We start from the raw sequence: 19,903 nt of genomic DNA on the forward strand, positions 1-19,903 counted from the left end.
ATTAATGACCAACAACTGTTCATCTTAATTAATGCCCCAGACTTGGACTCAGAACAGATGGGTGCGGCCTTTTGGTGCGGAGCTTATGTACTACAGAAAAAAAGAATGAAGATAATTAGTCACTGACTTTTGAAAACCCATAACCTTTGCCTATTAATGCTTTCCTTCCCAGTAATACTTCTATGTTTAGTCATTCTCCATCAGGTTGTCCTTATTCTAGTGACTAATTACGAATAAAGAAAAAAAAAGAATGAAGAATGAAGTTTTTTCCAGTGTAATACCGTTAAACGGCTCTCCCCGGTTTGGTGGGTAAAATGTATTTTAAGATACAGTCTTACGGGCGAGGGAGTGGAAGGAACCACAGAGACACAGAGAACACAAAGATCGGTCATAATGTAAGTTAAACTTATCACACAAAGTCGAGAAGAGCCGTTAAACTGCTGAAGAGTTATAATAGAACAATTCTAAACTTATCTCTATGTTAGTCCTCACCATCCGCGAAGAAGGAATTAACGATGGTGGCTTTACTGCTAGTCTCAATTTTGATAGCGGTAACAGCTACCCAATTACGGTTACTGACCCCTTTACTAACCAAGAAGAAAAACAACTAGAATGGTACTTTGAGGAATGGTTAGTATTTCCGACGCTAGACACGGATAAAGCGCAAAAAGCCGCCAACAGTGTCCAAAACTATGGCGAAAACCTATTTAAACAGGTTTTCCAGAGTAATTTAAATGCTTATGGGGAATATCGAGACTTACGAAAACAGTTAAGTCAACTGCAAATTATCATCGAAAGTCAGTCGCCAGAATTTCAAGCTTTACATTGGGAAGCGCTGAAAGATCCTGATTTACCGCGTCCCTTTTCTATAGATTGTATCATCTCCCGTCAGCGTCGAGGGGCTACAGTTGTCCCGGTGCAAATGGCCACTTATCCTACTATCAATCTTCTGGTGGTGATTGCGCGTCCTAATGAGGAATCTGATGTTAACTATCGCACGATTTCCCGTCCTTTAGTAGAACTGGTAAATAGTAGTGAAATACCGGTAAAAATTGATATATTGCGTCCCGGAACTTATGAATCACTAACCAGACATCTGGATGAGAAGGGAGAAGGATACTATCATGTTATTCATTTCGATGTTCATGGCGGATTAATGGAATATGAACAGTACCAAAGACAGGTTCACGGGGACTCTTGGCGCTATCAAAGGGGATGGGGACTGGAGGATTTAGCAGAATATGAGGGAGTAAAAGCTTTTCTGTTTCTGGAAGGAGAAGAAAAAGGTCAAGCGACTCCGGTAGAAGCGACGGAATTAGCGAATTTACTCACCGGGAAAAATATCCCTATTTGTATTCTCAATGCTTGTCAGTCAGCAAAGCAAATTTCCCAGGAATCAGAAGACTATCGGGAAACCAGTTTAGGAAGTCGTTTAATGACTGCGGGAATGCAAGCAGTGGTGGCGATGGGATATTCGGTGACGGTTTCTGCAGCTAAGTTGATGATGAAACCAATTTATCAGCAATTATTGAACGGAAAAGACCTAACGGAAGCGATGCGAAAAGGACGGTTAGAGTTATTCAATAATAAGCAACGCCGCGCCTATTATAATACGATAATAGATTTAGAAGATTGGTTATTACCGGTGATTTATTGTCGCGGTAAAATTAATCTCAATTTGCGTCCATTTACTCCAGAAGAGGAAGAAAAATACTGGGAACATATCGGCAATCAATATGTCTTTCCTTTACCAGAATACGGCTTTGTCGGCAGGGATTTAGAAATTCTCAAGCTGGAAAAGGCGCTGCTGAAACATAATATCCTTTTACTCAAAGGAATGGGAGGGACAGGAAAAACTACTTTACTCAATTATCTACGAGAATGGTGGCAGAAAACCAACTGGGCGACCCATATTTTCTATTTTGGTTATGATAGAAAAGCTTGGACTTTAGAACAGATTGTCCATGAAATCGGTCAGGGAATTTATAATCGCTTTGAACAGGCGAGTTTCCAAGGGATGAACCTGAAAGCGCGGGTAAAGAAACTAGAGCAAAAACTCCGCAGTGAGGCGTATATTCTCATTTTAGATAATCTGGAGTCGGTGACGGGACAACCGTTAGCAATTCAGAATACTTTACCGGAGAATGAGAGGGAAGAAATCGCCGAATTTCTCAAGAATTTGGTCGGGGGAAAAACGAAGGTGATTTTGGGTTCTCGCAGTGAGGAAACTTGGCTGCAACGCAGGACTTTTAAGGAGAATATCTATCCCTTACAAGGATTAGACCAAGAGTCGAGAACTGAATTAGCGGAGAGAATTTTAGAACGTCAGGCGAAGAGTCGGAAAAATGCGATTAAAAAGGATGATTATTTTAAGCGCTTGATGAAGTTGTTGGCGGGATATCCGTTGGCGATGGAAGTGGTATTAGCGAATCTGAAGCGACAGTCACCGGAGGAGATTTGGCAAGGGTTACAGTTGGCGGAATTAGCTGATGTGGGGGATAAGGATAAGACTAATAATATCATCAAGTGTGTGGAATATTCCCACAGTAATTTGTCGGAGGAGGCGCAGAATTTGTTACTCTGTTTAGCGCCTTTTAGTGGGTTTATTCACAGGGTTGTTATTCCTTTTTACAGTGAAGAATTACAAAAATTAGAACCTTTACAAGGCTATCAGTTTGACCAATTTGATGCAGCAATTGAAGAAGCGATTCATTGGGGTTTGCTTTCGCCGATGAGTGAAGAATTGCCAGATTCTCTGACGATTCAACCCATTTTTCCCTACTTCCTGAAGACGAAGTTAAAGGAATTAGCACCAGAGACACAAGCAGCAATTTGGGAGGGTTTTAAGAATCATTACCGAGACTTGGCAGATTATTATAGTAACTTACTAAATTCCAAAAATCCGCAAGAGAAGCAGTGGGGGATATTGTTATGTCGCTGGGAGTATGAAAATCTGTTTAATGCGTTGCAGATTTGTTTGAAGAAGCAGGAAGATATTTATATATTCTTTTGCTTAAATAAATATTTTGATGTTACCAATGATGTTAGTAGCAGACTGAAACTATGCGAGAGTGTTTGTCAAGCTTGTCAAACTTATCCTGAACAGATTAAAACTGGGATAATCGGTAGTAATATTGTTGGTGCTTTGGGCAATCTCGCCATCGCCTATCAAGAGACAAAAAACTATGAACAGGCGAAACAGACTAATCTAAAAGTTATTGAATTAACTCAAAATCTCCAAGGAGTGGACGAGCAACAAAAAGCCTCAATATTGGGAAATACTTATCACAGTTTGGGAATAGTAGCGCAAGAATTGAGGGAATGGGAGCAAGCCCGAAGCTACTACCAGCAAGCTCTTGAGATCAAGATTGAATATGGGGATCGCTATGAGCAAGCCGGAACCCTGCACCAGTTGGGAAGGGTAGCGCAAGAATTGAGGGAATGGAAGCAAGCACGAAGCTACTACCAGCAAGCTATTGAGATCTTCATTGAATATGGCGATCGCTACTCCCAAGCCATCACCCTGCACCAGTTGGGAGCAGTAGCGCAAGAATTGAGGGAATGGAAGCAAGCACGAAGCTACTACCAGCAAGCTATTGAGATCTTCATTGAATATGGCGATCGCTACTCCCAAGCCATCACCCTGCACCAGTTGGGAGCAGTAGCGCAAGCATTGAGGGAATGGGAGCAAGCCCGAAGCTACTACCAGCAAGCTATTGAGATCTTCATTGAATATGGGGATCGCCACTCCCAAGCCAGCACCCTGCACCATTTGGGAATCCTAGCGCAAGAATTGAGGGAATGGGAGCAAGCCCGAAGCTACTACCAGCAAGCTATTGAGATCTACATTGAATATGGCGCTGCCGGAGGCACGCAAAGCGCCCGCTACGAGCAAGCCAACCCCCTGCACGGGTTGGGAAGGGTAGCGGAAGGAGTTGGGGAATTGAGCCAAGCCAAAAGTTATTACCTGCAAGCCTTACAAATTTGGGCAGAATTTAACGATAATTACACCATACAAACCTTTTCTTTGCCTAGTCTTGTTGATCTTTATCAGCAAACGCAAGATGAGGAGATTTTTGTTGCTGCGGCTGATATTTTGGGGATTGGGGTTGAGGAGGTGCGGGGTTTGCTGGAGGGTTAGAATGGGTTTTGGGCGTAGGCTGCGTGTTTGCGGCTATCAATTCAGTTAACGTAAGTAGCTGGTTATAATTAAATTAAAAATGGATTTTAGGTTCGATCCCCCCTGCCCCCCTTGATAAGGGGGGAATAACGAACCTAGTTTGTTGTTGCGCTTCAGCGCTAACTATTTCGGGCTTGCTGAAAAAGTAAGGGCGAAGCATTCGGATAGGAAATCTACGGTTTCAGCGATAGGTTATCGCCCGAATGCTTCGCCCCTACAATGTTGTGATCTACGGATGAGGTGTAATAGCGAGAATGGTGATTTCCCCCGAATTAGGCCCATAACACCAGAAAATTCGATAGGCTCCCGGTGTATTCTGTTGGGCGTAGGCTTCAAAAACCTTCTGTGTTGAATCATAAGGGTTGTCGAGGGAATTAAATTCGTGGGTTTTTAGTCCTGGATGTCTTGGGTTTGTACTGAGGAGCTTGAGGGCTTTTGTTACCTGTTTGTAGAGACCCTCTTGTTTCGATGCTTTTGTCCTACCTTGAGCCAGGCGAGTCTTTTGAGCCTGTTCCGCTTCTGCTCGCAATTCAGATAGAGTATTTCGAGCTTCCTGTGTCTGTCGTAAAGAGAAATTCAATTACTCCTCGACTTCTTCAGGAATAGATTCAGCAAACTCAAGCATAGCGTCTAAATCGACGGGTTCTTCAGCGAAATCTCCCGTGCTGGCTTCCGCGAGCCCCCGTTTGAGCGACTCGCGGACACTAGGATTCTGAAATACCCATAGTTCTCCCTCTGGAATCGCAACCATGGGAACCAAAAGAAGTTCCCCGCTTGTATTCATCAGTATTCGATAGTGACGGTTGCTACATTCAGTCCCAAGGCTAATCCGTCCCCAAGCATCAGCCTGAATATCTTCTTTAATGAGCGAAAAATTCTGATACTCCATCACGTCTCCTCCTCTCTTCATATACTTATTCTAGATAAGTTGCCTAATTTGGACAATAGGGTTATGTCCATTTAGCTTCTCACTACCTAAAGAAAACAGGTTAAACTTGTTCGGGCTAGAGCCTTGACAACAAACCCAGTTTGTAGTTGCACTCTCTTCGCTAAATTCTCTCCCCTTTCCTTGTAGGATAGGGTTCAGGGGAGAGGTCAATAATTAAGAATCCAATGCGATCACACTATTCGGCAACGATCAAGTATAATTAAGATAACAATGTTACTTAAAGAATAAAGTTAAGTTTGAATCTTCAATTGGTATAAATCATGCAACTCGAAGACTATTTTAATTTTCTTGCTCCTAACGATATTCGGCTAAAAGGAACCCGCGTCGGTATTGAAACCATTTTACACGATTTCATTTACCAAGCCAAAACTCCCGAAGAAATTGCTAATACTTATCCATCTTTAACCCTCGAACAGGTATATGCGACGATTCTTTATTATCTTCATGATAAAGAAAAAGTGAGCCAATACATCGCCGACTGGCTAGAATGGGGGCGAAAAATGCGAGAAGAACAGCGAAAAAATCCTCCGCCTGTGGTTGAACGACTGAGAAAATTGAAAGCTGAAATAACAGCCAAGCAGAAAGCTAATGACACTGAAATATTTAATTGATGAAAATGTTAATTCGGTGTATCCTCAACAATTGCGTCGCCGAGAACCAGAAATCATTATTCGAGTAGTTGGTGAACCAGATACACCAAAATTAGGTACATTAGATCCAGAAATCTTGATTTGGTGTGAGGTGATGGGATTTATTTTAGTGACAAATAATCGTGCTTCTATGCCAGTATATTTAAGAGAACACTTCAAACAAAACCGTCACATTCCTGGAATTTTTATTCTCAATCAAGATTTAAGTATTGGTGATAACTTGTTAGAATTAATTGTAATTGCCAAAGGTTCTTTTGACAATGAATATGAAGACCGAATTGTACATTTACCGTTAACTTAATGAAATCCAAATGAACTTATTAAAACAATCGGACATTCAAGAAAATCCCACAACACTTTACGAACAAGATCTTCAGTTGTGGATTGAGCAAACTATTCATCAATTACAGAATCGACAGTTTGAACAACTGGATATAGAAAACTTAATTGAGGAGTTAAAAGATTTGGGTAAGTCAGAGAAACGCGCCTTAGAGAGCAACTTAATGGTCCTGTTGATTCACTTACTCAAATTAAAGATACAGCATGATGCTCCTGAGACAATGAAAGCAAGTTGGTATAACTCAGTAGATGAGCATCGTCAGCGCGTTCAAGATGATTTACTTAAGATTCCCTCTCTTAAATCTTATCTCTTAATCTCCATCACACAAGCCTATTCCAGCGCTCGTAAAGTCGCCATCAAACAGGGTAAACGCGCTCAATTTGGTATTCGTATTCCCCAAGAAAGTGAGTATCCCCTCGCTTGTCCTTTCACACCTGAACAGATTCTAAATGAGGACTTTTACGGATAAAAACGAAAGTAAACATTATCGATAATAAAACCATGAAACCAGAATATGACCTTGCCAACATTAAAAATCGCCCGAATGACCTAACCCTCCTTCCCTGGGAAATAAGGGGGGAATAAAGTTTTTAACACCTAACTACTTACATCTCAATAAATCTCTTGGATAAATCATAGCAAAGTGAACCTTTCATGTACTCTAAATTAAGGAGAAGACGATGGCTAATCTGGATGATGTAGGAAGAGGGAAAGCAGCTGATAAAAACCTGAACGATGCTAACCGAAGCGATGTGCAGGTAAACAAAACAAGACCATATCCTTAACTGTTCTCTCTGATTTAGAGCAGTTAACCCTGTCAGTAACGGATATTTTGCTGGGTTAAAAATTTAGGTAAATTCAATTAAAAATAGCAAATTACCATTAACATAAATCTTAATTAAGGAGGTAAATATGGTTCAAATTTTACAAGCAAAAGAAGTCACCCTCAGAGATTTAATTAGTCATTTTCAACTAGAGTTTATAGAAGATGAGCATTTTTTTGGGGAATGGCAAGAAGACTTAGAAGCAATCTCTGAACAAGAAAAAGAATTGTTAGATAAAATCAAAACAGGTTATTTTAACTTATTAAATTATCCTCCCTTTTTGGAAACTTCGGTGAGGATGACGGTTTTAGATCCATTATTATTTATTGATAATTTTTATCTATTTCCCTTTCAGATTAAAGCAGAAGAGTCCGTTGAAATTATTACAGAAGAGCAAGATTTAATAATTAAAGGAAGGCTAGATACTTTAATTCTAAAAGATCAATTATGGGTAATGATTATTGAATCAAAACGGGTGATTTATTCCGTTGAAGTAGGTTTACCGCAATTATTAGCTTATTTAATAGCCAATCCTCATCAAAACCGTCCTAATTATGGAATGTTGACCAATGGTTCCGAGTTTTTATTCGTTAAATTATTATGGGACGACAAACCTTTATACGGAACCTCTCGTTTATTTGCCATGAGAAATCCGGGGGATTTATACGAGGTTCTCAAAATCCTTAAACATCTCTGTCAGCTAATTTGAGTATGGAGATAAGTGGCTGGTTATAATTAAATTAAAAATCGATTTTAGGTTCGATCCCCCCTTAGTCCCCCCTTGATAAGGGGGCATCTGAAAGTTTTCAATACCTACCTAGTTAATCATGTTATTTTACGTTATTGCCTACGATATTGCCTGCGATAAAAGGCGTAAAAAAGTGGCTGATTTGCTGGAAGGATCCGGCCAACGGGTTCAGTATTCAGTTTTCGAGTGTGTTTTAAGCAAATCTCTATACAATCAGTTAAGAGAACGCCTGCAAAAGCAAATCAAAGAAAACGAGGATAGTATTCGATTTTACCCGATCTCTGGCCATACTTTAGCACAAATAGAGACTTTAGTCGGTGTCCCGCTAACTAAACCGCCAAGTTCTACGGTCATCTGATTCGGTATCATCGACTAGCGACCGATAGGGGTGGGAGCAGATAACCTCGATTTCTGGTAAAATCCCTCGATCTACCACAGAATAAGAATTTTGGGGTTTATGGGGTTAGCTGTGCGACCGTATCCAGCTATAATTAAACTATCGGTCGCAACCGGCTTCTGAATCTTAATCCTGTTCGGACGTTTGCCCACCGGCTCTCTCTACTCGCACTTAGAAATTAATTGAATAGAAACTTAGGTAATTTTAACCCTACAGGATGAGTTGTACCCCCTCTCTACTCGCGCTTAGAAATTAATTGAATGGAAACTGATTTTTGTTTTACGATTATATCCGTAATAATCTAACCGACTAACCGACTTACCCTATATTGACCATTTAACAACAATTGACAGCCGCAACTTTGACAGTAACGAGTATTCGAGTTATTACTGCTCGGATGCTCCGGTTGAGAACAATCGGGATTAATGCAGTAAGTAGTCGTGCAAAATTAATTTTCCTAGTAAAGATAGGCAAAAGGCAAGAGGCAAAAGGCAAGAGGGGGTTAGATATGTGTAATTAATTTTGCTTAGGTACTTAACAGGGTTTCATCTCGGCTACCAGTTATTTTATCGGGTGAATAATTGAAGGTTTTCCCTTACCTGTCTTTGAAGGCATTTCATCATAAGTAAGCTAAAACGGATTTTAACCGCCTATCCTTAGATTAGCTGTCTCGGAGTCTCGGAGTCTCGACTAGGAAATTAATTTTGCACAACTACTTAACTAACACTCCATTCAGAAAAATTTCGGCAATACCTTCAGCCATTTCTTGTAAAGCTAAGGGGGAAGCATTGCTATCTAAAATAGTTTCACTGGAAAAACCAGCAATTGCGAACATTCCTAGAAAAACTTGGGCCACAATTTTCGGATTCATGGGACGATAGATACCACGATCGATCGCTGTTTGAAAAAAAGCCTCGGCCACATCGGTCATTTTAGCAATTACCTCCGATTGAATCCGCTCTTTTAATTCGGGGTGAAATTGTGCCTCTATAAAACAAACTCGCAATAAATCGCTATTTTCTCGCATTCTCAACACCCTACGTCGCATCACCTGCGCTACCGCTTTATAACTGCCCATTTCGCTCAATTCCGTCAGCAAGTCGGTGAGAATATCCACCCATCCCCTAGTGGCCACTTCGATTAAAATCGCCTTTTTGTTGGGAAAATAACGAAATAAAGTTCCTTCTGCCACATTTGCTTTTCCTGCTAGGTCTTTAGTCGTGGTTCCTTCATAACCCTTAGCGGCAAATAAACGTAAAGCGGCCTGTAGAATACGACTACGGGTATCTTCTTCCCCAGAATTGGTCTCAGTTAGGGAACGTTGAAAAAGACTTTGCATGATTATTGACAGCTAGAACGGGATAGAGCCATTGTCATCGATCAAGTCAGGTGTTTACTCAAATGCTTCATAAAATTTTGAGTAATTGGAGTAACTTGGCCTTTAACAACGAGCGCACGAGCTTGACAATGGGCTAAGTTTCCAGCCAAGATAACCGAAAGATTTTCATTCTCCCAGATAAAGCCTAGTTCTAGACCCAAATCCTAGGGCAAAACGTTGACACTTGCTCCCCTATCAATCAAACCTTCGGTGTTTAAGAAGCGCCCATTCAGACCCAGCGTTATAGGCACACATGGCATTCGGTCAACCATGCTGGAACTGGTGTCAATAATTTTGTAGGGAAATTTTTGACCATCAAGCATTCTGTTCTTTTTGTTTTGTAGCCAGAAGGTTCATTAAGGTGTTGGCCGCTTCAGAACAGCCATAGGGAGACCATATTGGGTACTCTTGACCTTCTACAAAAAAGTCTCTGTTCTCTTCGTTGACAAGCTCAGTCGCCAAGAATTGCATTAGTCGCAGCTTGTCAATTTTTGAAAGTTCCTGGATTTGAGATTGGAGTTCAGCCAAGGACATTTTGAGAGCCTCTTTTCTGAAATTTGGTGTCAAGGTCATGATACCGGCTTCCGGTTCAGGTACAGACCAGCAATCAATATTCTACCATCGAGACTGCTGAAAAACATCGTCAGTGCTGGGCTGTAACCAGTATTTGCCCCGATTTTTTTGACTTTTTACTTTTCTCTTGGGATAAGATTGTGATCGATCGAGTTTAGAGAATTTTTATGACCACAGAAAGTTTAGCGACTTCAGAAGCAATAGAGTCAATGACCGATGAATTTCTGGTTAGTACGAGCAGTCACCAAGAAATGATTGAAACGGTTATTTCTACTCTGCAGCAGAATGATACTGCTATGGTACAACACACAGAAAAAGGTTATCTGTGGAAGTTTCAGTATGGTAGCGTTGAGGTGTTTGTGCAGTTAACTGGGGAAAGCGATGATGATTTTCTCACGGTGTGGTCTTCTGTGCTGAAATTGCCTGTTCAGGATGAATTGGGATTAACCCGCAAGTTATTAGCGATGAATTGTGCCGAAACCTTTGAATCTCATTTTGCCATTATGAATGATCAGGTGGTGGTGATTTCTCAGCGTACGGTGGCCGATTTGTCTCCCGGGGAGATTTCGCGAGCAATTACTCTCGTGGCGACGGTAGCAGATAATAATGATGAAATGTTACGAGAATCCTTTGGTGGCAGCTAAAATTTGGCGTTATATCCCTCCAATTATCTCATCGGCAGAGCAACAAATGGCGATCGATTCTTGGTTACTAGAGCAACACCGTTGTGGTCATCATCCCCCGACTCTGCGTTTTTATCAATGGTCGCCCCCGGCTATTTCCTTGGGCTATCATCAACGGCAATATCCCGATTTTTGGCCTAATTTGACTTGGCAAGGTCAAAAAATCTCCCTAGTTCGTCGTCCTACCGGTGGCCGGGCTGTACTACATCAGGGGGATTTGACTTATATGGTGGTAAATTCGGGGATAAAGGGGAATATTAGGAAAGTTTACTGTCAAATCTGTCAATTTTTAATCACAGGCTGGCAAAATCTCGGTCTAGAATTGTCCTACGGTGCTGCCGGCCGGGGATATATTCATTCTGCTAACTGTTTCGGTACGGCTACTGGTGCGGATTTAGTCGATAATTGGGGAAATAAATTTATTGGGAGCGCGCAACTGCAACGGGGTTCCTCGGTTCTCCAACATGGTTCCATGGTGCTAGAGCAAGATAATTCGCTGTTTGAGCAAGTTTTCGCCAGTGCTGCCCCTCAAAAGCTCAATTTAGCCCCAGATTTGACCCTAGAGACAATTATCGCTACCCTGAAAACCGCGGCCGAGAAATGCTTTGATTGTCAATTGCTAGAGCAACCCCTCGAGGATTGGGAATGGCGATCAATTAAACAAATGAATATAAATACTCATTGACAAAAAAGCTTTTGTGTGTATAAAAAATCAATTATGAGTTAAGTTGTATAGATTTGTAATTTTTTGCTAATAATAGTTAAAGGTAGATAGAGGCCGCAAGGAACCAAAGTCTTACCGAACTCGAAATTATTGTCTAGCTTGTGCTAGTTTAAGAAACGTTAATCTTTTACAGTTTGTGAGGATTAACGAGCGATCGCCCCTAGTTTAGTCAAGCTAATCCAGTCAATCGATCGCGCCATCTTATAAGACAATGGGAGTAATCCCAGACTCAAAAAAGTTAAGAAATCTTGCCCGTGATTTCAGTTAAGCAAGAGGAAAAATACCCATGACCATTGCTGTCGGACGCGCCCCAGAAAGAGGGCTGTTTGATGCTCTCGATGACTGGCTCAAAAGAGACCGTTTCGTCTTCATCGGTTGGTCTGGTTTACTACTCTTCCCCTGCGCCTTCATGGCCCTAGGTGGATGGTTAACCGGCACCACCTTCGTCACCTCCTGGTACACCCACGGGTTAGCCAGTTCCTACCTGGAAGGCGGCAACTTCCTGACTGTAGCCGTCTCCACCCCCGCCGATGCCTTCGGTCACTCCATCCTCTTTCTCTGGGGACCGGAAGCCCAAGGTAACTTCACCCGTTGGTGTCAAATCGGCGGTTTATGGCCCTTTGTCGCCCTCCACGGTGCTTTCGGCTTGATTGGCTTCATGCTACGTCAGTTTGAAATCGCCCGTTTAGTCGGCATTCGTCCCTACAACGCCCTCGCCTTCTCTGGCCCGATTGCGGTGTTCGTCAGTGTCTTTCTGATGTACCCCCTCGGTCAGTCTAGCTGGTTCTTTGCCCCTAGCTTCGGCGTGGCTGGTATCTTCCGTTTCATTCTCTTCTTCCAAGGCTTCCACAACTGGACCCTTAACCCCTTCCACATGATGGGTGTAGCTGGTATCCTCGGTGGTGCGCTTCTCTGTGCTATTCACGGAGCGACGGTAGAAAATACCCTGTTTGAAGACGGTGAAGGTTCCAACACTTTCCGAGCTTTTGAACCCACCCAAGCGGAAGAAACCTACTCCATGGTGACTGCAAACCGTTTCTGGTCGCAAATCTTCGGCATCGCTTTCTCTAACAAACGTTGGTTACACTTCTTCATGCTCTTTGTCCCCGTGACTGGTTTATGGATGAGTGCTGTGGGTGTGGTTGGATTAGCTCTTAATCTACGGGCCTATGACTTCGTTTCTCAGGAATTGAGAGCGGCCGAAGACCCGGAATTTGAAACCTTCTACACTAAAAATATTCTGCTTAACGAAGGTCTGAGAGCTTGGATGGCTCCCCAAGACCAACCCCACGAAAACTTTATCTTCCCTGAGGAGGTTCTCCCGCGTGGTAACGCTCTCTAATATCCCTACCGCTAGTGGTCGTGACCAAAGTTCCACCGGCTTTGCTTGGTGGTCTGGTAACGCTCGTCTTATCAACCTCTCCGGTAAACTGCTCGGCGCTCACGTCGCCCACGCTGGTTTAATCGTTTTCTGGGCCGGGGCGATGACCCTGTTTGAAACCGCCCACTTTATCCCTGAAAAACCGATGTACGAGCAGGGTTTAATCCTGCTTCCCCACCTAGCTACTCTCGGTTTTGGGGTCGGTCCTGGTGGTGAAGTAGTCGATACTTTCCCCTACTTCGTCGCCGGTGTTCTTCACTTAATTTCTTCGGCTGTACTCGGTTTTGGTGGTATCTACCACGCTATCCGCGGACCGGAAACCCTAGAGGAATACTCTAATTTCTTTGGTTACGACTGGAAAGACAAAAACCAAATGACCAACATCATCGGTTATCACCTAATTCTCTTGGGTTGTGGTGCGCTGTTGTTGGTATTTAAAGCCATGTTCTTTGGCGGTGTCTATGATACCTGGGCTCCCGGTGGCGGTGATGTCCGCGTCATCACTAATCCTACCCTCAACCCCGCAGTTATCTTTGGTTATCTGACCAAAGCTCCTTTCGGTGGCGAAGGCTGGATTATCAGCGTCAACAACATGGAAGATATCATCGGCGGTCACATCTGGATTGGCTTAATCTGTATCGGTGGCGGTATCTGGCACATTCTCACCAAACCTTTTGCTTGGGCGCGTCGCGCTTTCATCTGGTCTGGAGAAGCCTATCTGTCCTACAGTTTGGGCGCTCTTTCCATGATGGGCTTTATCGCCGCCGTTTACGTTTGGTTTAACAACACCGCCTATCCCAGTGAATTCTACGGTCCGACTGGTATGGAAGCTTCCCAATCGCAAGCTTTCACCTTCTTGGTGCGTGACCAACGCTTAGGTGCTAACGTCGCTTCTGCCCAAGGCCCCACCGGTCTAGGTAAATACCTGATGCGCTCTCCCACTGGCGAAATCATCTTCGGTGGTGAAACCATGCGTTTCTGGGATTTCCGCGGTCCCTGGTTAGAACCCCTCCGCGGTCCTAACGGTTTAGACCTCGACAAAATCAGAAATGACGTACAACCCTGGCAAGTACGCCGCGCAGCTGAATACATGACCCACGCTCCTTTAGGTTCCTTGAACTCTGTGGGTGGCGTTATCACTGATGTTAACTCGTTTAACTATGTGTCTCCTCGCGCTTGGTTGGCTACCTCTCACTTCACCCTCGCCTTCTTCTTCCTGATTGGACACCTCTGGCACGCTGGACGCGCTCGCGCCGCCGCCGCTGGTTTCGAGAAAGGAATTGACCGCGAGACTGAACCCGCATTGGCAATGCCTGACCTCGACTAATTTCGGTTAGTTCGATGGCAGCGGCTCCCGTCTAGTTGGCGGGAGCCTTTTTGTTGTTAATTTGCATGAGTAGAAAACGGGTTTCTCGGAGAAACCCGTTTTCTGTGGGTTACTCAACGGATCTAGTATCAGACGCTGCTAAAATACTCTCTAAAGCCGATAATAATCGTTGATTTTCTGCCGGTAAACGGACAGCGACCCGAAAATAATTGCTCCCCAATTCCGGGAAACTAAGACAATCGCGGATGAAAATTCGATGATATTTTAATAAAGCTTCCTGTAGGGGTAAACAGGAAGATTGAGATTGTACTAAGAGAAAGTTAGCGGCACTGGTGTGGGGCTGTAATTGCGGAAAATTAGCTAATCCCTGCCATAAATCCTCACGGGCTGCCGTTAACCAGTCCCAGGTTTGTTGTTGAAAATCCCTATCTTCAATTGCCGCAATAGCGGCAACCACAGCCAAGTTATTCACGGACCAAGGATCGCGCCATCTTTGCCATTGTAACAGGCGATCGGGATGAGCGAGGACATATCCTAGTCGTAAACCGGGGAGACTGTAAAATTTAGTTAGGGAACGCAAAATCACGAGATTAGGATATTCTGGCAACAGAGATATTAAACTCTCCTGTTGTTGCGGGGGTAAAAAATCCATAAAAGCTTCATCCACTACCACCAAACCAAATTGCGATAGATAGGGACGAATGTCCGCCACCGTCCAGAGTTTCCCCGTGGGATTATGGGGATTATTAAGTAATAAGCCTTGTTTTTTGGGATTAACCGGCTTTAAACTGGTTAAATCTAGGGAATGTTGGCAGATTTTCCCACCAAAACTTTTCAAGGCCCGTTCGTAATCGTTAAAAGCGGGTGTTAGTACATAAACACTATCAAATGAGGCCAATTCCCGACCGGCCCAGGTTAATAACTCCGCCGCACCATTGCCGGGGAGAATCCAATCTGGTCCAATATTGTGCCATTGACCAAGGGCAGAACGCAACTGCCAATAGGCGGGGTCAGGATAACGAGTCAGACTGGTTAAATGGCTTTTAATAGCGGTTAGGGCGCTTTCCGGCGGACCCAGGGGGTTGATACTGGCAGAAAAATCGAGAATAGAGGAAACCGGACAGCCAGCAATGGCGGCCGCCCAGTCAAGATTACCACCATGTTTAGGTCTAGGCAAAAGACTTACAGCGAACGAAACTCAACAGTAATTATTCCTTATCCGGGGCCACTCTGTCTTTAAACAGTTTACCCGCCGAGAAAGCCGGGACGCGAGTGGCTGGAATCTCCATCTTATCGCCGGTTTTCGGGTTGCGTCCTTCCCGGGCCTGACGTTCCCGGGCCTCGAAGGAACCGAATCCTACTAGGGTTACTTTGTCCCCCTCAGAAACCGCATCGATAATGGTTTCGATGGCGGCAGTGAGAACAGCATCTGCTTGTTTTTTGGTCACAGAGGCTTTGAGAGCGATCTGATCGATTAATTCACCTTTATTCATGCGCTAACTCCTTTTTTTGCGGTTTTTCTGAGTTCAGGGTGGTTGTCAGTAGTTTATTATGGTTCCCCTGTTGAGGACTCGCCAGGATCGAGATCACTAAATAATGCCTCAAATCCTCATTGGCTATATATTCCACTGCATTATTCTAAGCGGGAATTGTCTCGATCGGAATCGCTGAAACCTTTAATTTATCTAGATTTCCCCCCGATTCCCCGACAAGGGAGAAAAAAAAGGGAATAAGCGAGAGATTAACAGCGATATAAGCTAATAAAAAGAGATTAGATGGCGAAATTGCCGATAAATATTCTCTAAAAGCGATAGGCATCCTAACTTCCCAAAAATCGTTCATTGGTTCTCTCCCAGATTTTTGACTAATTTTGCCCCCAAAAACGTTAAAAAAGTTTACCAAAGCAATTTCTGCCCAAAAATTAAGGTTCGGTCTCAGGAGATATTCGCTAGAATTGGAACTTATGATCGTTAAAAATATTCAAAAAAGCAGGATTTAACTGGAAAGTTTGCTATCATTATCTACTCAGCGACAAACTCGCATGGTGATTTACTGCTATCCCCTAGCCGATCTAGGTCAAAGCTTAAGACGTTCTTTTATCGTGACTTTTTTGGCAGTAATCGCCATTCTTGGCGGTGTGATCCCCGAATTTTCTTGGACGACGGAGGTAGTTAGTTTCCGGTCTTCCGCTTATACTCAAGATTTTACGGCTGACCAAATTAAACGTTATGCAACCGCAGTTTTGTGGATCGAAACCGAAAGAAAAGAAGCTTATCAGGCAATTTCGCAAATTTTAGGGAAAAGTCCCCCAGCAATTACCTGTAACCAACGGGAAAGCTTTAATAATCTTCCCGCTAATGCCCAAAGAATTGCCGTAGATTATTGTAATAAATCAAAAAAGATTGTCCAAGATAATGGCTTCACCGCCGCTCAGTTTAACACCATTACTAACCGGATTAGTAGCGATGATAACTTGAGACGACAGGTGCGAAATGAGATGATTCGTCTGCAGCGGGAAAAGAAATAGAAAAAGTTCCTCAGTTTTTCGGGTCAAGTTGGAGTCAGGGCTACAATAAGAATGTTTTTTCCCATTGACCAATATCATGTTAACTTTTACCGAGCGCTTACCCCCCCGTCATACCGCTAGTCCACCTCCCCCAGAAACGGTGGTTTTTAGCCTCCTACTTACGGCCGAAGAACGCACCCGCAGCCGTTATCGTCTCGACAGTCCCGAAGGTTTTTCCCTCTGTTTTCGTTTACCCCGCGGCACCATTCTACAGGATCGCGATTTCCTGCGGGGAGAAAACGGCGAAATTGTTCAAATTATCGCTAAACCAGAACCAGTTATCACTATTACTGCCCCTTCAACCGATTTACTCCTCAAAGCGGCTTATCACCTCGGTAATCGTCATGTAGCCCTAGAAATTAATCCCGATTATCTGCGTCTGGCCCCCGATTCTGTCCTACAAGCAATGTTAGAAGGTTTGGGATTAACTGTAACTGAAGAAATCGCCCCCTTTAACCCCGAAATCGGCGCTTATCAGCACTATCATGATCTGGAAGAGGCAAAAAAGGGATAGTTAGCTAATCTTGCCCAATGCCCTTTCTGATTTAGAGTAAGCAAAAATCAAACTTGGTTTCGACTTACCTTTTTTCCTACCATAAATTGGAGTTTTTGGGCATTATCTTAACAAAATTTAACTGACAAGAAAATAGTAACTTTTTAACAGCCTCTACGGGATATTTTCTTAATCAAGAGGCTCTCATTCTGCTAGTTTCTAGAATTTTAATCGGCCTCGGTGAATTGATTAATTATCAAAGTAAAAATCGAACTACGAGGAATGAATAACCATGGTACTTTCAGAACTAGCACCAACGGCTGTAACCTCTGTCCTGTCTGATTTATCCACACCCACTGAGGTTAAAAAATCCCCTGCTCAAAACAATGATCTAATCTATTTTTGTGAACTAGATTCTAGTAACAAACTGAATCATTGAACCGCAAGAAGTTTATACAACTCTCGACGGACAAATTTATCTAAGTCAAAAATGTTAGGATTTTCAACTATTATCTATATATCTATATTTTCCGTCAGCCAATTTTTAAAGTTTCTGATGGCTTCACTTCTCCCCAGTTGTTGACTTTGTTTAACAAATTGATTAATTAATTCAATAATCGGAATCTGAGGAAAATTGGGACTGCTTAAAGACTCAATATATTCTCCTTCTTGTAATAAATTAATCTGTAGGCCACTTTGAGTATAACGCCACAGTTCGGGAACACCTAACTGTCGATAATTATCTAAATAAGTACGGGAAGTAATATCAATTTCTAGGACTAAATCGGGGGGGGGATCACTTTCTAAATTAAGTCTATTTTTGCCAATAACGGCTTGATGGTTTTTAATATAAAAACAGGCATCAGGTTCAACCGCTTGATTCATCCGCTCGTTTTTAAATGTTGTTGATCCTAACGGTTCAAAATCAATATTGAGTACTTCTAACAAAAACTGAACCATATAACTAATGATTTCTTTATCTTTTTCATGTTCGGGTAAAGGTACCATAATTTCTAATATTCCGTTACTGTAGGATAACCGAGAAGCACGACTTTCTCCTAATTCTGATAATATTGTCTCAAATTTTTGCCAGTTAAGCTCTTTTAAAAGTAACTGTTGACCGGGATTGACGATAATTTGTTCTAAGGCTAATTGCATGGCTTTAGCTGAAAATGTTGATTTCTTAGTTTAATTATACCCTTCCCTTGAGAACGGAATTCGGTATCGGTCAAAGTTTCTAGAAAAGCCCCAGGGATAGCTTGAGTATTTATACTTATTGCAATCTAGGTATGCTTCCCCTAAGATATAGTTGATCGGTAATCGTGCCGAACTAATTACCGAAAATTTGGGTTTAAAACCCTTGGAGTGATGTTTTTATTGTATTCAGGAAGTTAAAAAAATGAAGACCAAATCGATCATAAGCTTACTATCCCTTAGTATTATGGGGATGTCAATCTATGCAGGTCAAGCTAATAGCAGTGATTATCGAGCTTTGACCCCAGAAGAGAAATCACGGTTGACCGCTGCTTTGCTAAAACAGGGTTGTAGGAATCCTAAAGCGATGAAATTTGATGTTGAGACTAACCTATTTGAAGCAGAAGATGCTGTGTGTGAGGGAGGAAGAAAGTATGATATTTACCTTGATAGAAACTTTAGGATTGTTTCAATGAAACCAGACTAAAAGAGCAAATCCCTGAGAAACTTTTACCGATCGCCGCGAAGATTACCGATCAGGTATAACAAAGCCATTCTGACAGCGACACCACTGGTAACTTGTTGGGAAATCAGACTAAAATCGGGATCGTCCATTAAATCGGAACTAATTTCCACTCCCCGATTCACAGGACCTGGATGAAGTACCTTCACCCCCGGTTGACAGGATTGCAAACGAGGACGAGTAATGCCAAAACTTTGATGATATTCCCGTAAACTGGGCAAAAGATTGGCAGTCATTCGTTCTTTTTGCAGTCTCAGAGTCATCACAAAATCGGCCTTTTCTAAAGCTGGTTCTAAATCCCAGTGGAGAAATAGGCGATCGCACAGTTCCCCAAAATATTTCGGCAGTAGGGTAGGGGGTGCGGACAAATGTACTTCCGCCCCCGCCGTAGTTAAACTCCAGATATTGGAACGAGCGACACGAGAATGGAGTATATCCCCGACAATAGCGATTTTTTTGCCCTCTAACAGTTCTAAACGGGGATTTTCATCATCTAACAGACAACAGATCGTAAACAGGTCTAAAAGTCCCTGGGAGGGGTGTTCGTGTTGACCGTCCCCAGCATTAAGAATACTGACCCCCGACTGCAAACGATCCATTTCTGCGGCAATTAAATCGGGAACTCCCGACTGTTGATGTCGGATAACAAAAATATCCGTACCCATGGCCACATAGGTTAAAGCGGTATCGAGAATCGTTTCCCCCTTAGTCAAACTGGAACTACCCGGGGCAAAATTAAGAACATCGGCCGAAAGACGTTTCGCCGCTAGTTCAAAACTACTACGGGTGCGGGTGGAAGGTTCAAAAAAAAGATTTGTCACCACTTGTCCCTGTAGGGCCGGCACTTTCTTGGTGCGTCGGGAAAGAACTTCACGAAAACTAGAGGCCGTTTGTAGCAGGGTTTGGTATTCTTCCGGTTGCCAGTCTTGCAATCCCAAAATGTGGTGTCGGATCCAAGTGAAAGCCATAGGAG

General features: G+C 42.9%; 22 protein-coding genes and 1 pseudogene. 13 read left to right on the top strand and 10 right to left on the bottom strand.

The window, feature by feature from the left end:
- Positions 1-478 precede the first annotated feature (478 nt).
- Positions 479-4,141 (top strand): tetratricopeptide repeat protein, encoded by a 3,663-nt coding sequence (locus ACE3JL_RS00460; RefSeq protein WP_375328603.1) that lies wholly within the window; start codon positions 479-481, stop codon positions 4,139-4,141.
- A gap of 268 nt (positions 4,142-4,409) precedes the next feature.
- On the opposite strand, the gene ACE3JL_RS00465 is transcribed toward ACE3JL_RS00460, so the two are convergent.
- A complete protein-coding gene (locus ACE3JL_RS00465; protein ID WP_375328604.1) occupies positions 4,410-4,760 on the bottom strand; it encodes a hypothetical protein in 351 nt (116 codons plus the stop codon).
- A complete protein-coding gene (locus tag ACE3JL_RS00470; protein ID WP_375328605.1) occupies positions 4,761-5,069 on the bottom strand; it encodes a hypothetical protein in 309 nt (102 codons plus the stop codon).
- Positions 5,070-5,389: 320 nt separating this feature from the next.
- On the opposite strand from ACE3JL_RS00470, the gene ACE3JL_RS00475 reads away from it, so the two are divergent.
- The 5 genes from ACE3JL_RS00475 (at position 5,390) to cas2 (ending at position 8,049) form a co-directional block, all read left to right on the top strand.
- Positions 5,390-5,740: a DUF433 domain-containing protein gene (locus tag ACE3JL_RS00475; protein ID WP_002737461.1), complete on the top strand. Its 351-nt coding sequence runs from the start codon at positions 5,390-5,392 to the stop codon at positions 5,738-5,740.
- A complete protein-coding gene (locus ACE3JL_RS00480; RefSeq protein ID WP_375328606.1) occupies positions 5,718-6,080 on the top strand; it encodes a hypothetical protein in 363 nt (120 codons plus the stop codon). Before ACE3JL_RS00475 ends, ACE3JL_RS00480 begins: the two co-directional genes overlap by 23 nt.
- A gap of 10 nt (positions 6,081-6,090) precedes the next feature.
- Positions 6,091-6,588 (top strand): DUF29 domain-containing protein, encoded by a 498-nt coding sequence (locus ACE3JL_RS00485; protein WP_002745368.1) that lies wholly within the window; start codon positions 6,091-6,093, stop codon positions 6,586-6,588.
- A gap of 443 nt (positions 6,589-7,031) precedes the next feature.
- Complete coding sequence (locus tag ACE3JL_RS00490; protein WP_375328607.1) at positions 7,032-7,652, top strand: type I restriction endonuclease; 621 nt, start codon at positions 7,032-7,034, stop codon at positions 7,650-7,652.
- 118 nt (positions 7,653-7,770) lie between these two features.
- A complete protein-coding gene (cas2, locus tag ACE3JL_RS00495) occupies positions 7,771-8,049 on the top strand; it encodes a CRISPR-associated endonuclease Cas2 (protein ID WP_271990488.1) in 279 nt (92 codons plus the stop codon).
- A 346-nt stretch (positions 8,050-8,395) separates the two neighbouring features.
- Here cas2 and ACE3JL_RS00500 read toward each other — a convergent pair.
- The 3 genes and pseudogenes from ACE3JL_RS00500 to ACE3JL_RS00510 all read right to left on the bottom strand — a co-directional run.
- Positions 8,396-8,515 (bottom strand): annotated as a pseudogene (locus ACE3JL_RS00500) (4-Cys prefix domain-containing protein); the annotation flags it as partial.
- Positions 8,516-8,800: 285 nt separating this feature from the next.
- Positions 8,801-9,427 carry a TetR/AcrR family transcriptional regulator gene (locus ACE3JL_RS00505; RefSeq protein WP_002747032.1) on the bottom strand — a complete coding sequence of 209 codons (627 nt, stop codon included), beginning with the start codon at positions 9,425-9,427 and terminating at the stop codon, positions 8,801-8,803.
- 354 nt (positions 9,428-9,781) lie between these two features.
- Positions 9,782-10,039, bottom strand: a complete 258-nt coding sequence (locus ACE3JL_RS00510) for a hypothetical protein (RefSeq protein ID WP_375328608.1) — start codon at positions 10,037-10,039, stop codon at positions 9,782-9,784.
- Positions 10,040-10,206: 167 nt separating this feature from the next.
- On the opposite strand from ACE3JL_RS00510, the gene ACE3JL_RS00515 reads away from it, so the two are divergent.
- From ACE3JL_RS00515 to psbC, 4 genes are all read left to right on the top strand, one after another.
- Complete coding sequence (locus tag ACE3JL_RS00515; protein ID WP_375328609.1) at positions 10,207-10,683, top strand: YbjN domain-containing protein; 477 nt, start codon at positions 10,207-10,209, stop codon at positions 10,681-10,683.
- Complete coding sequence (locus ACE3JL_RS00520) at positions 10,646-11,407, top strand: biotin/lipoate A/B protein ligase family protein (protein WP_375328610.1); 762 nt, start codon at positions 10,646-10,648, stop codon at positions 11,405-11,407. The genes ACE3JL_RS00515 and ACE3JL_RS00520 overlap by 38 nt, the downstream gene beginning before the upstream one ends.
- A gap of 325 nt (positions 11,408-11,732) precedes the next feature.
- Positions 11,733-12,788, top strand: a complete 1,056-nt coding sequence (gene psbD, locus ACE3JL_RS00525) for a photosystem II D2 protein (photosystem q(a) protein) (protein WP_002737445.1) — start codon at positions 11,733-11,735, stop codon at positions 12,786-12,788.
- Entirely contained in the window at positions 12,772-14,154 is a 1,383-nt protein-coding gene (psbC, locus tag ACE3JL_RS00530; RefSeq protein WP_193958450.1) for a photosystem II reaction center protein CP43, read from the top strand. The genes psbD and psbC overlap by 17 nt, the downstream gene beginning before the upstream one ends.
- A gap of 109 nt (positions 14,155-14,263) precedes the next feature.
- On the opposite strand, the gene cobD is transcribed toward psbC, so the two are convergent.
- The 3 genes from cobD to ACE3JL_RS00545 form a co-directional block, all read right to left on the bottom strand.
- Entirely contained in the window at positions 14,264-15,331 is a 1,068-nt protein-coding gene (cobD, locus tag ACE3JL_RS00535) for a threonine-phosphate decarboxylase CobD (RefSeq protein WP_375328611.1), read from the bottom strand.
- 31 nt (positions 15,332-15,362) lie between these two features.
- Positions 15,363-15,647, bottom strand: coding sequence for an HU family DNA-binding protein (locus tag ACE3JL_RS00540; RefSeq protein ID WP_002739253.1), 285 nt, complete (start codon positions 15,645-15,647; stop codon positions 15,363-15,365).
- A gap of 145 nt (positions 15,648-15,792) precedes the next feature.
- Positions 15,793-15,996: a hypothetical protein gene (locus ACE3JL_RS00545; RefSeq protein ID WP_110980739.1), complete on the bottom strand. Its 204-nt coding sequence runs from the start codon at positions 15,994-15,996 to the stop codon at positions 15,793-15,795.
- A gap of 199 nt (positions 15,997-16,195) precedes the next feature.
- On the opposite strand from ACE3JL_RS00545, the gene ACE3JL_RS00550 reads away from it, so the two are divergent.
- Both ACE3JL_RS00550 and ureE read left to right on the top strand, forming a co-directional pair.
- Entirely contained in the window at positions 16,196-16,681 is a 486-nt protein-coding gene (locus tag ACE3JL_RS00550) for a DUF4168 domain-containing protein (RefSeq protein WP_271992087.1), read from the top strand.
- A gap of 76 nt (positions 16,682-16,757) precedes the next feature.
- Entirely contained in the window at positions 16,758-17,234 is a 477-nt protein-coding gene (gene ureE, locus ACE3JL_RS00555) for an urease accessory protein UreE (RefSeq protein ID WP_002747017.1), read from the top strand.
- Between the two features lie 492 nt (positions 17,235-17,726).
- On the opposite strand, the gene ACE3JL_RS00560 is transcribed toward ureE, so the two are convergent.
- Positions 17,727-18,371 (bottom strand): Uma2 family endonuclease, encoded by a 645-nt coding sequence (locus ACE3JL_RS00560; RefSeq protein WP_375328612.1) that lies wholly within the window; start codon positions 18,369-18,371, stop codon positions 17,727-17,729.
- Positions 18,372-18,612: 241 nt separating this feature from the next.
- Here ACE3JL_RS00560 and ACE3JL_RS00565 point away from each other — a divergent pair, with 241 nt between their 5' ends.
- Positions 18,613-18,894 (top strand): hypothetical protein, encoded by a 282-nt coding sequence (locus ACE3JL_RS00565; RefSeq protein ID WP_002750987.1) that lies wholly within the window; start codon positions 18,613-18,615, stop codon positions 18,892-18,894.
- Positions 18,895-18,917: 23 nt separating this feature from the next.
- On the opposite strand, the gene ACE3JL_RS00570 is transcribed toward ACE3JL_RS00565, so the two are convergent.
- Positions 18,918-19,898: an aspartate carbamoyltransferase catalytic subunit gene (locus ACE3JL_RS00570; protein WP_271954578.1), complete on the bottom strand. Its 981-nt coding sequence runs from the start codon at positions 19,896-19,898 to the stop codon at positions 18,918-18,920.
- Between the last annotated feature and the right edge of the window lie 5 nt (positions 19,899-19,903).

Origin of the sequence: Microcystis sp. BLCC-F210 (assembly GCF_042134685.1) — a bacterium.
Classification (GTDB): Bacteria; Cyanobacteriota; Cyanobacteriia; order Cyanobacteriales; family Microcystaceae; genus Microcystis; species Microcystis aeruginosa_D.

Coding starts and splice junctions, on each gene's coding strand:
- ACE3JL_RS00460 (WP_375328603.1), top strand. CDS start 479: ATGTTAGTCCTCACCATCCGCGAAGAAGGAATTAACGATGGTGGCTTT.
- ACE3JL_RS00470 (WP_375328605.1), bottom strand. CDS start 5,069: ATGGAGTATCAGAATTTTTCGCTCATTAAAGAAGATATTCAGGCTGAT.
- ACE3JL_RS00475 (WP_002737461.1), top strand. CDS start 5,390: ATGCAACTCGAAGACTATTTTAATTTTCTTGCTCCTAACGATATTCGG.
- ACE3JL_RS00480 (WP_375328606.1), top strand. CDS start 5,718: ATGACACTGAAATATTTAATTGATGAAAATGTTAATTCGGTGTATCCT.
- ACE3JL_RS00485 (WP_002745368.1), top strand. CDS start 6,091: ATGAACTTATTAAAACAATCGGACATTCAAGAAAATCCCACAACACTT.
- ACE3JL_RS00490 (WP_375328607.1), top strand. CDS start 7,032: ATGGTTCAAATTTTACAAGCAAAAGAAGTCACCCTCAGAGATTTAATT.
- cas2 (WP_271990488.1), top strand. CDS start 7,771: ATGTTATTTTACGTTATTGCCTACGATATTGCCTGCGATAAAAGGCGT.
- ACE3JL_RS00505 (WP_002747032.1), bottom strand. CDS start 9,427: ATGCAAAGTCTTTTTCAACGTTCCCTAACTGAGACCAATTCTGGGGAA.
- ACE3JL_RS00510 (WP_375328608.1), bottom strand. CDS start 10,039: ATGACCTTGACACCAAATTTCAGAAAAGAGGCTCTCAAAATGTCCTTG.
- ACE3JL_RS00515 (WP_375328609.1), top strand. CDS start 10,207: ATGACCACAGAAAGTTTAGCGACTTCAGAAGCAATAGAGTCAATGACC.
- ACE3JL_RS00520 (WP_375328610.1), top strand. CDS start 10,646: ATGATGAAATGTTACGAGAATCCTTTGGTGGCAGCTAAAATTTGGCGT.
- psbD (WP_002737445.1), top strand. CDS start 11,733: ATGACCATTGCTGTCGGACGCGCCCCAGAAAGAGGGCTGTTTGATGCT.
- ACE3JL_RS00540 (WP_002739253.1), bottom strand. CDS start 15,647: ATGAATAAAGGTGAATTAATCGATCAGATCGCTCTCAAAGCCTCTGTG.
- ACE3JL_RS00545 (WP_110980739.1), bottom strand. CDS start 15,996: ATGAACGATTTTTGGGAAGTTAGGATGCCTATCGCTTTTAGAGAATAT.
- ACE3JL_RS00550 (WP_271992087.1), top strand. CDS start 16,196: ATGGTGATTTACTGCTATCCCCTAGCCGATCTAGGTCAAAGCTTAAGA.
- ureE (WP_002747017.1), top strand. CDS start 16,758: ATGTTAACTTTTACCGAGCGCTTACCCCCCCGTCATACCGCTAGTCCA.
- ACE3JL_RS00560 (WP_375328612.1), bottom strand. CDS start 18,371: ATGCAATTAGCCTTAGAACAAATTATCGTCAATCCCGGTCAACAGTTA.
- ACE3JL_RS00565 (WP_002750987.1), top strand. CDS start 18,613: ATGAAGACCAAATCGATCATAAGCTTACTATCCCTTAGTATTATGGGG.
- ACE3JL_RS00570 (WP_271954578.1), bottom strand. CDS start 19,898: ATGGCTTTCACTTGGATCCGACACCACATTTTGGGATTGCAAGACTGG.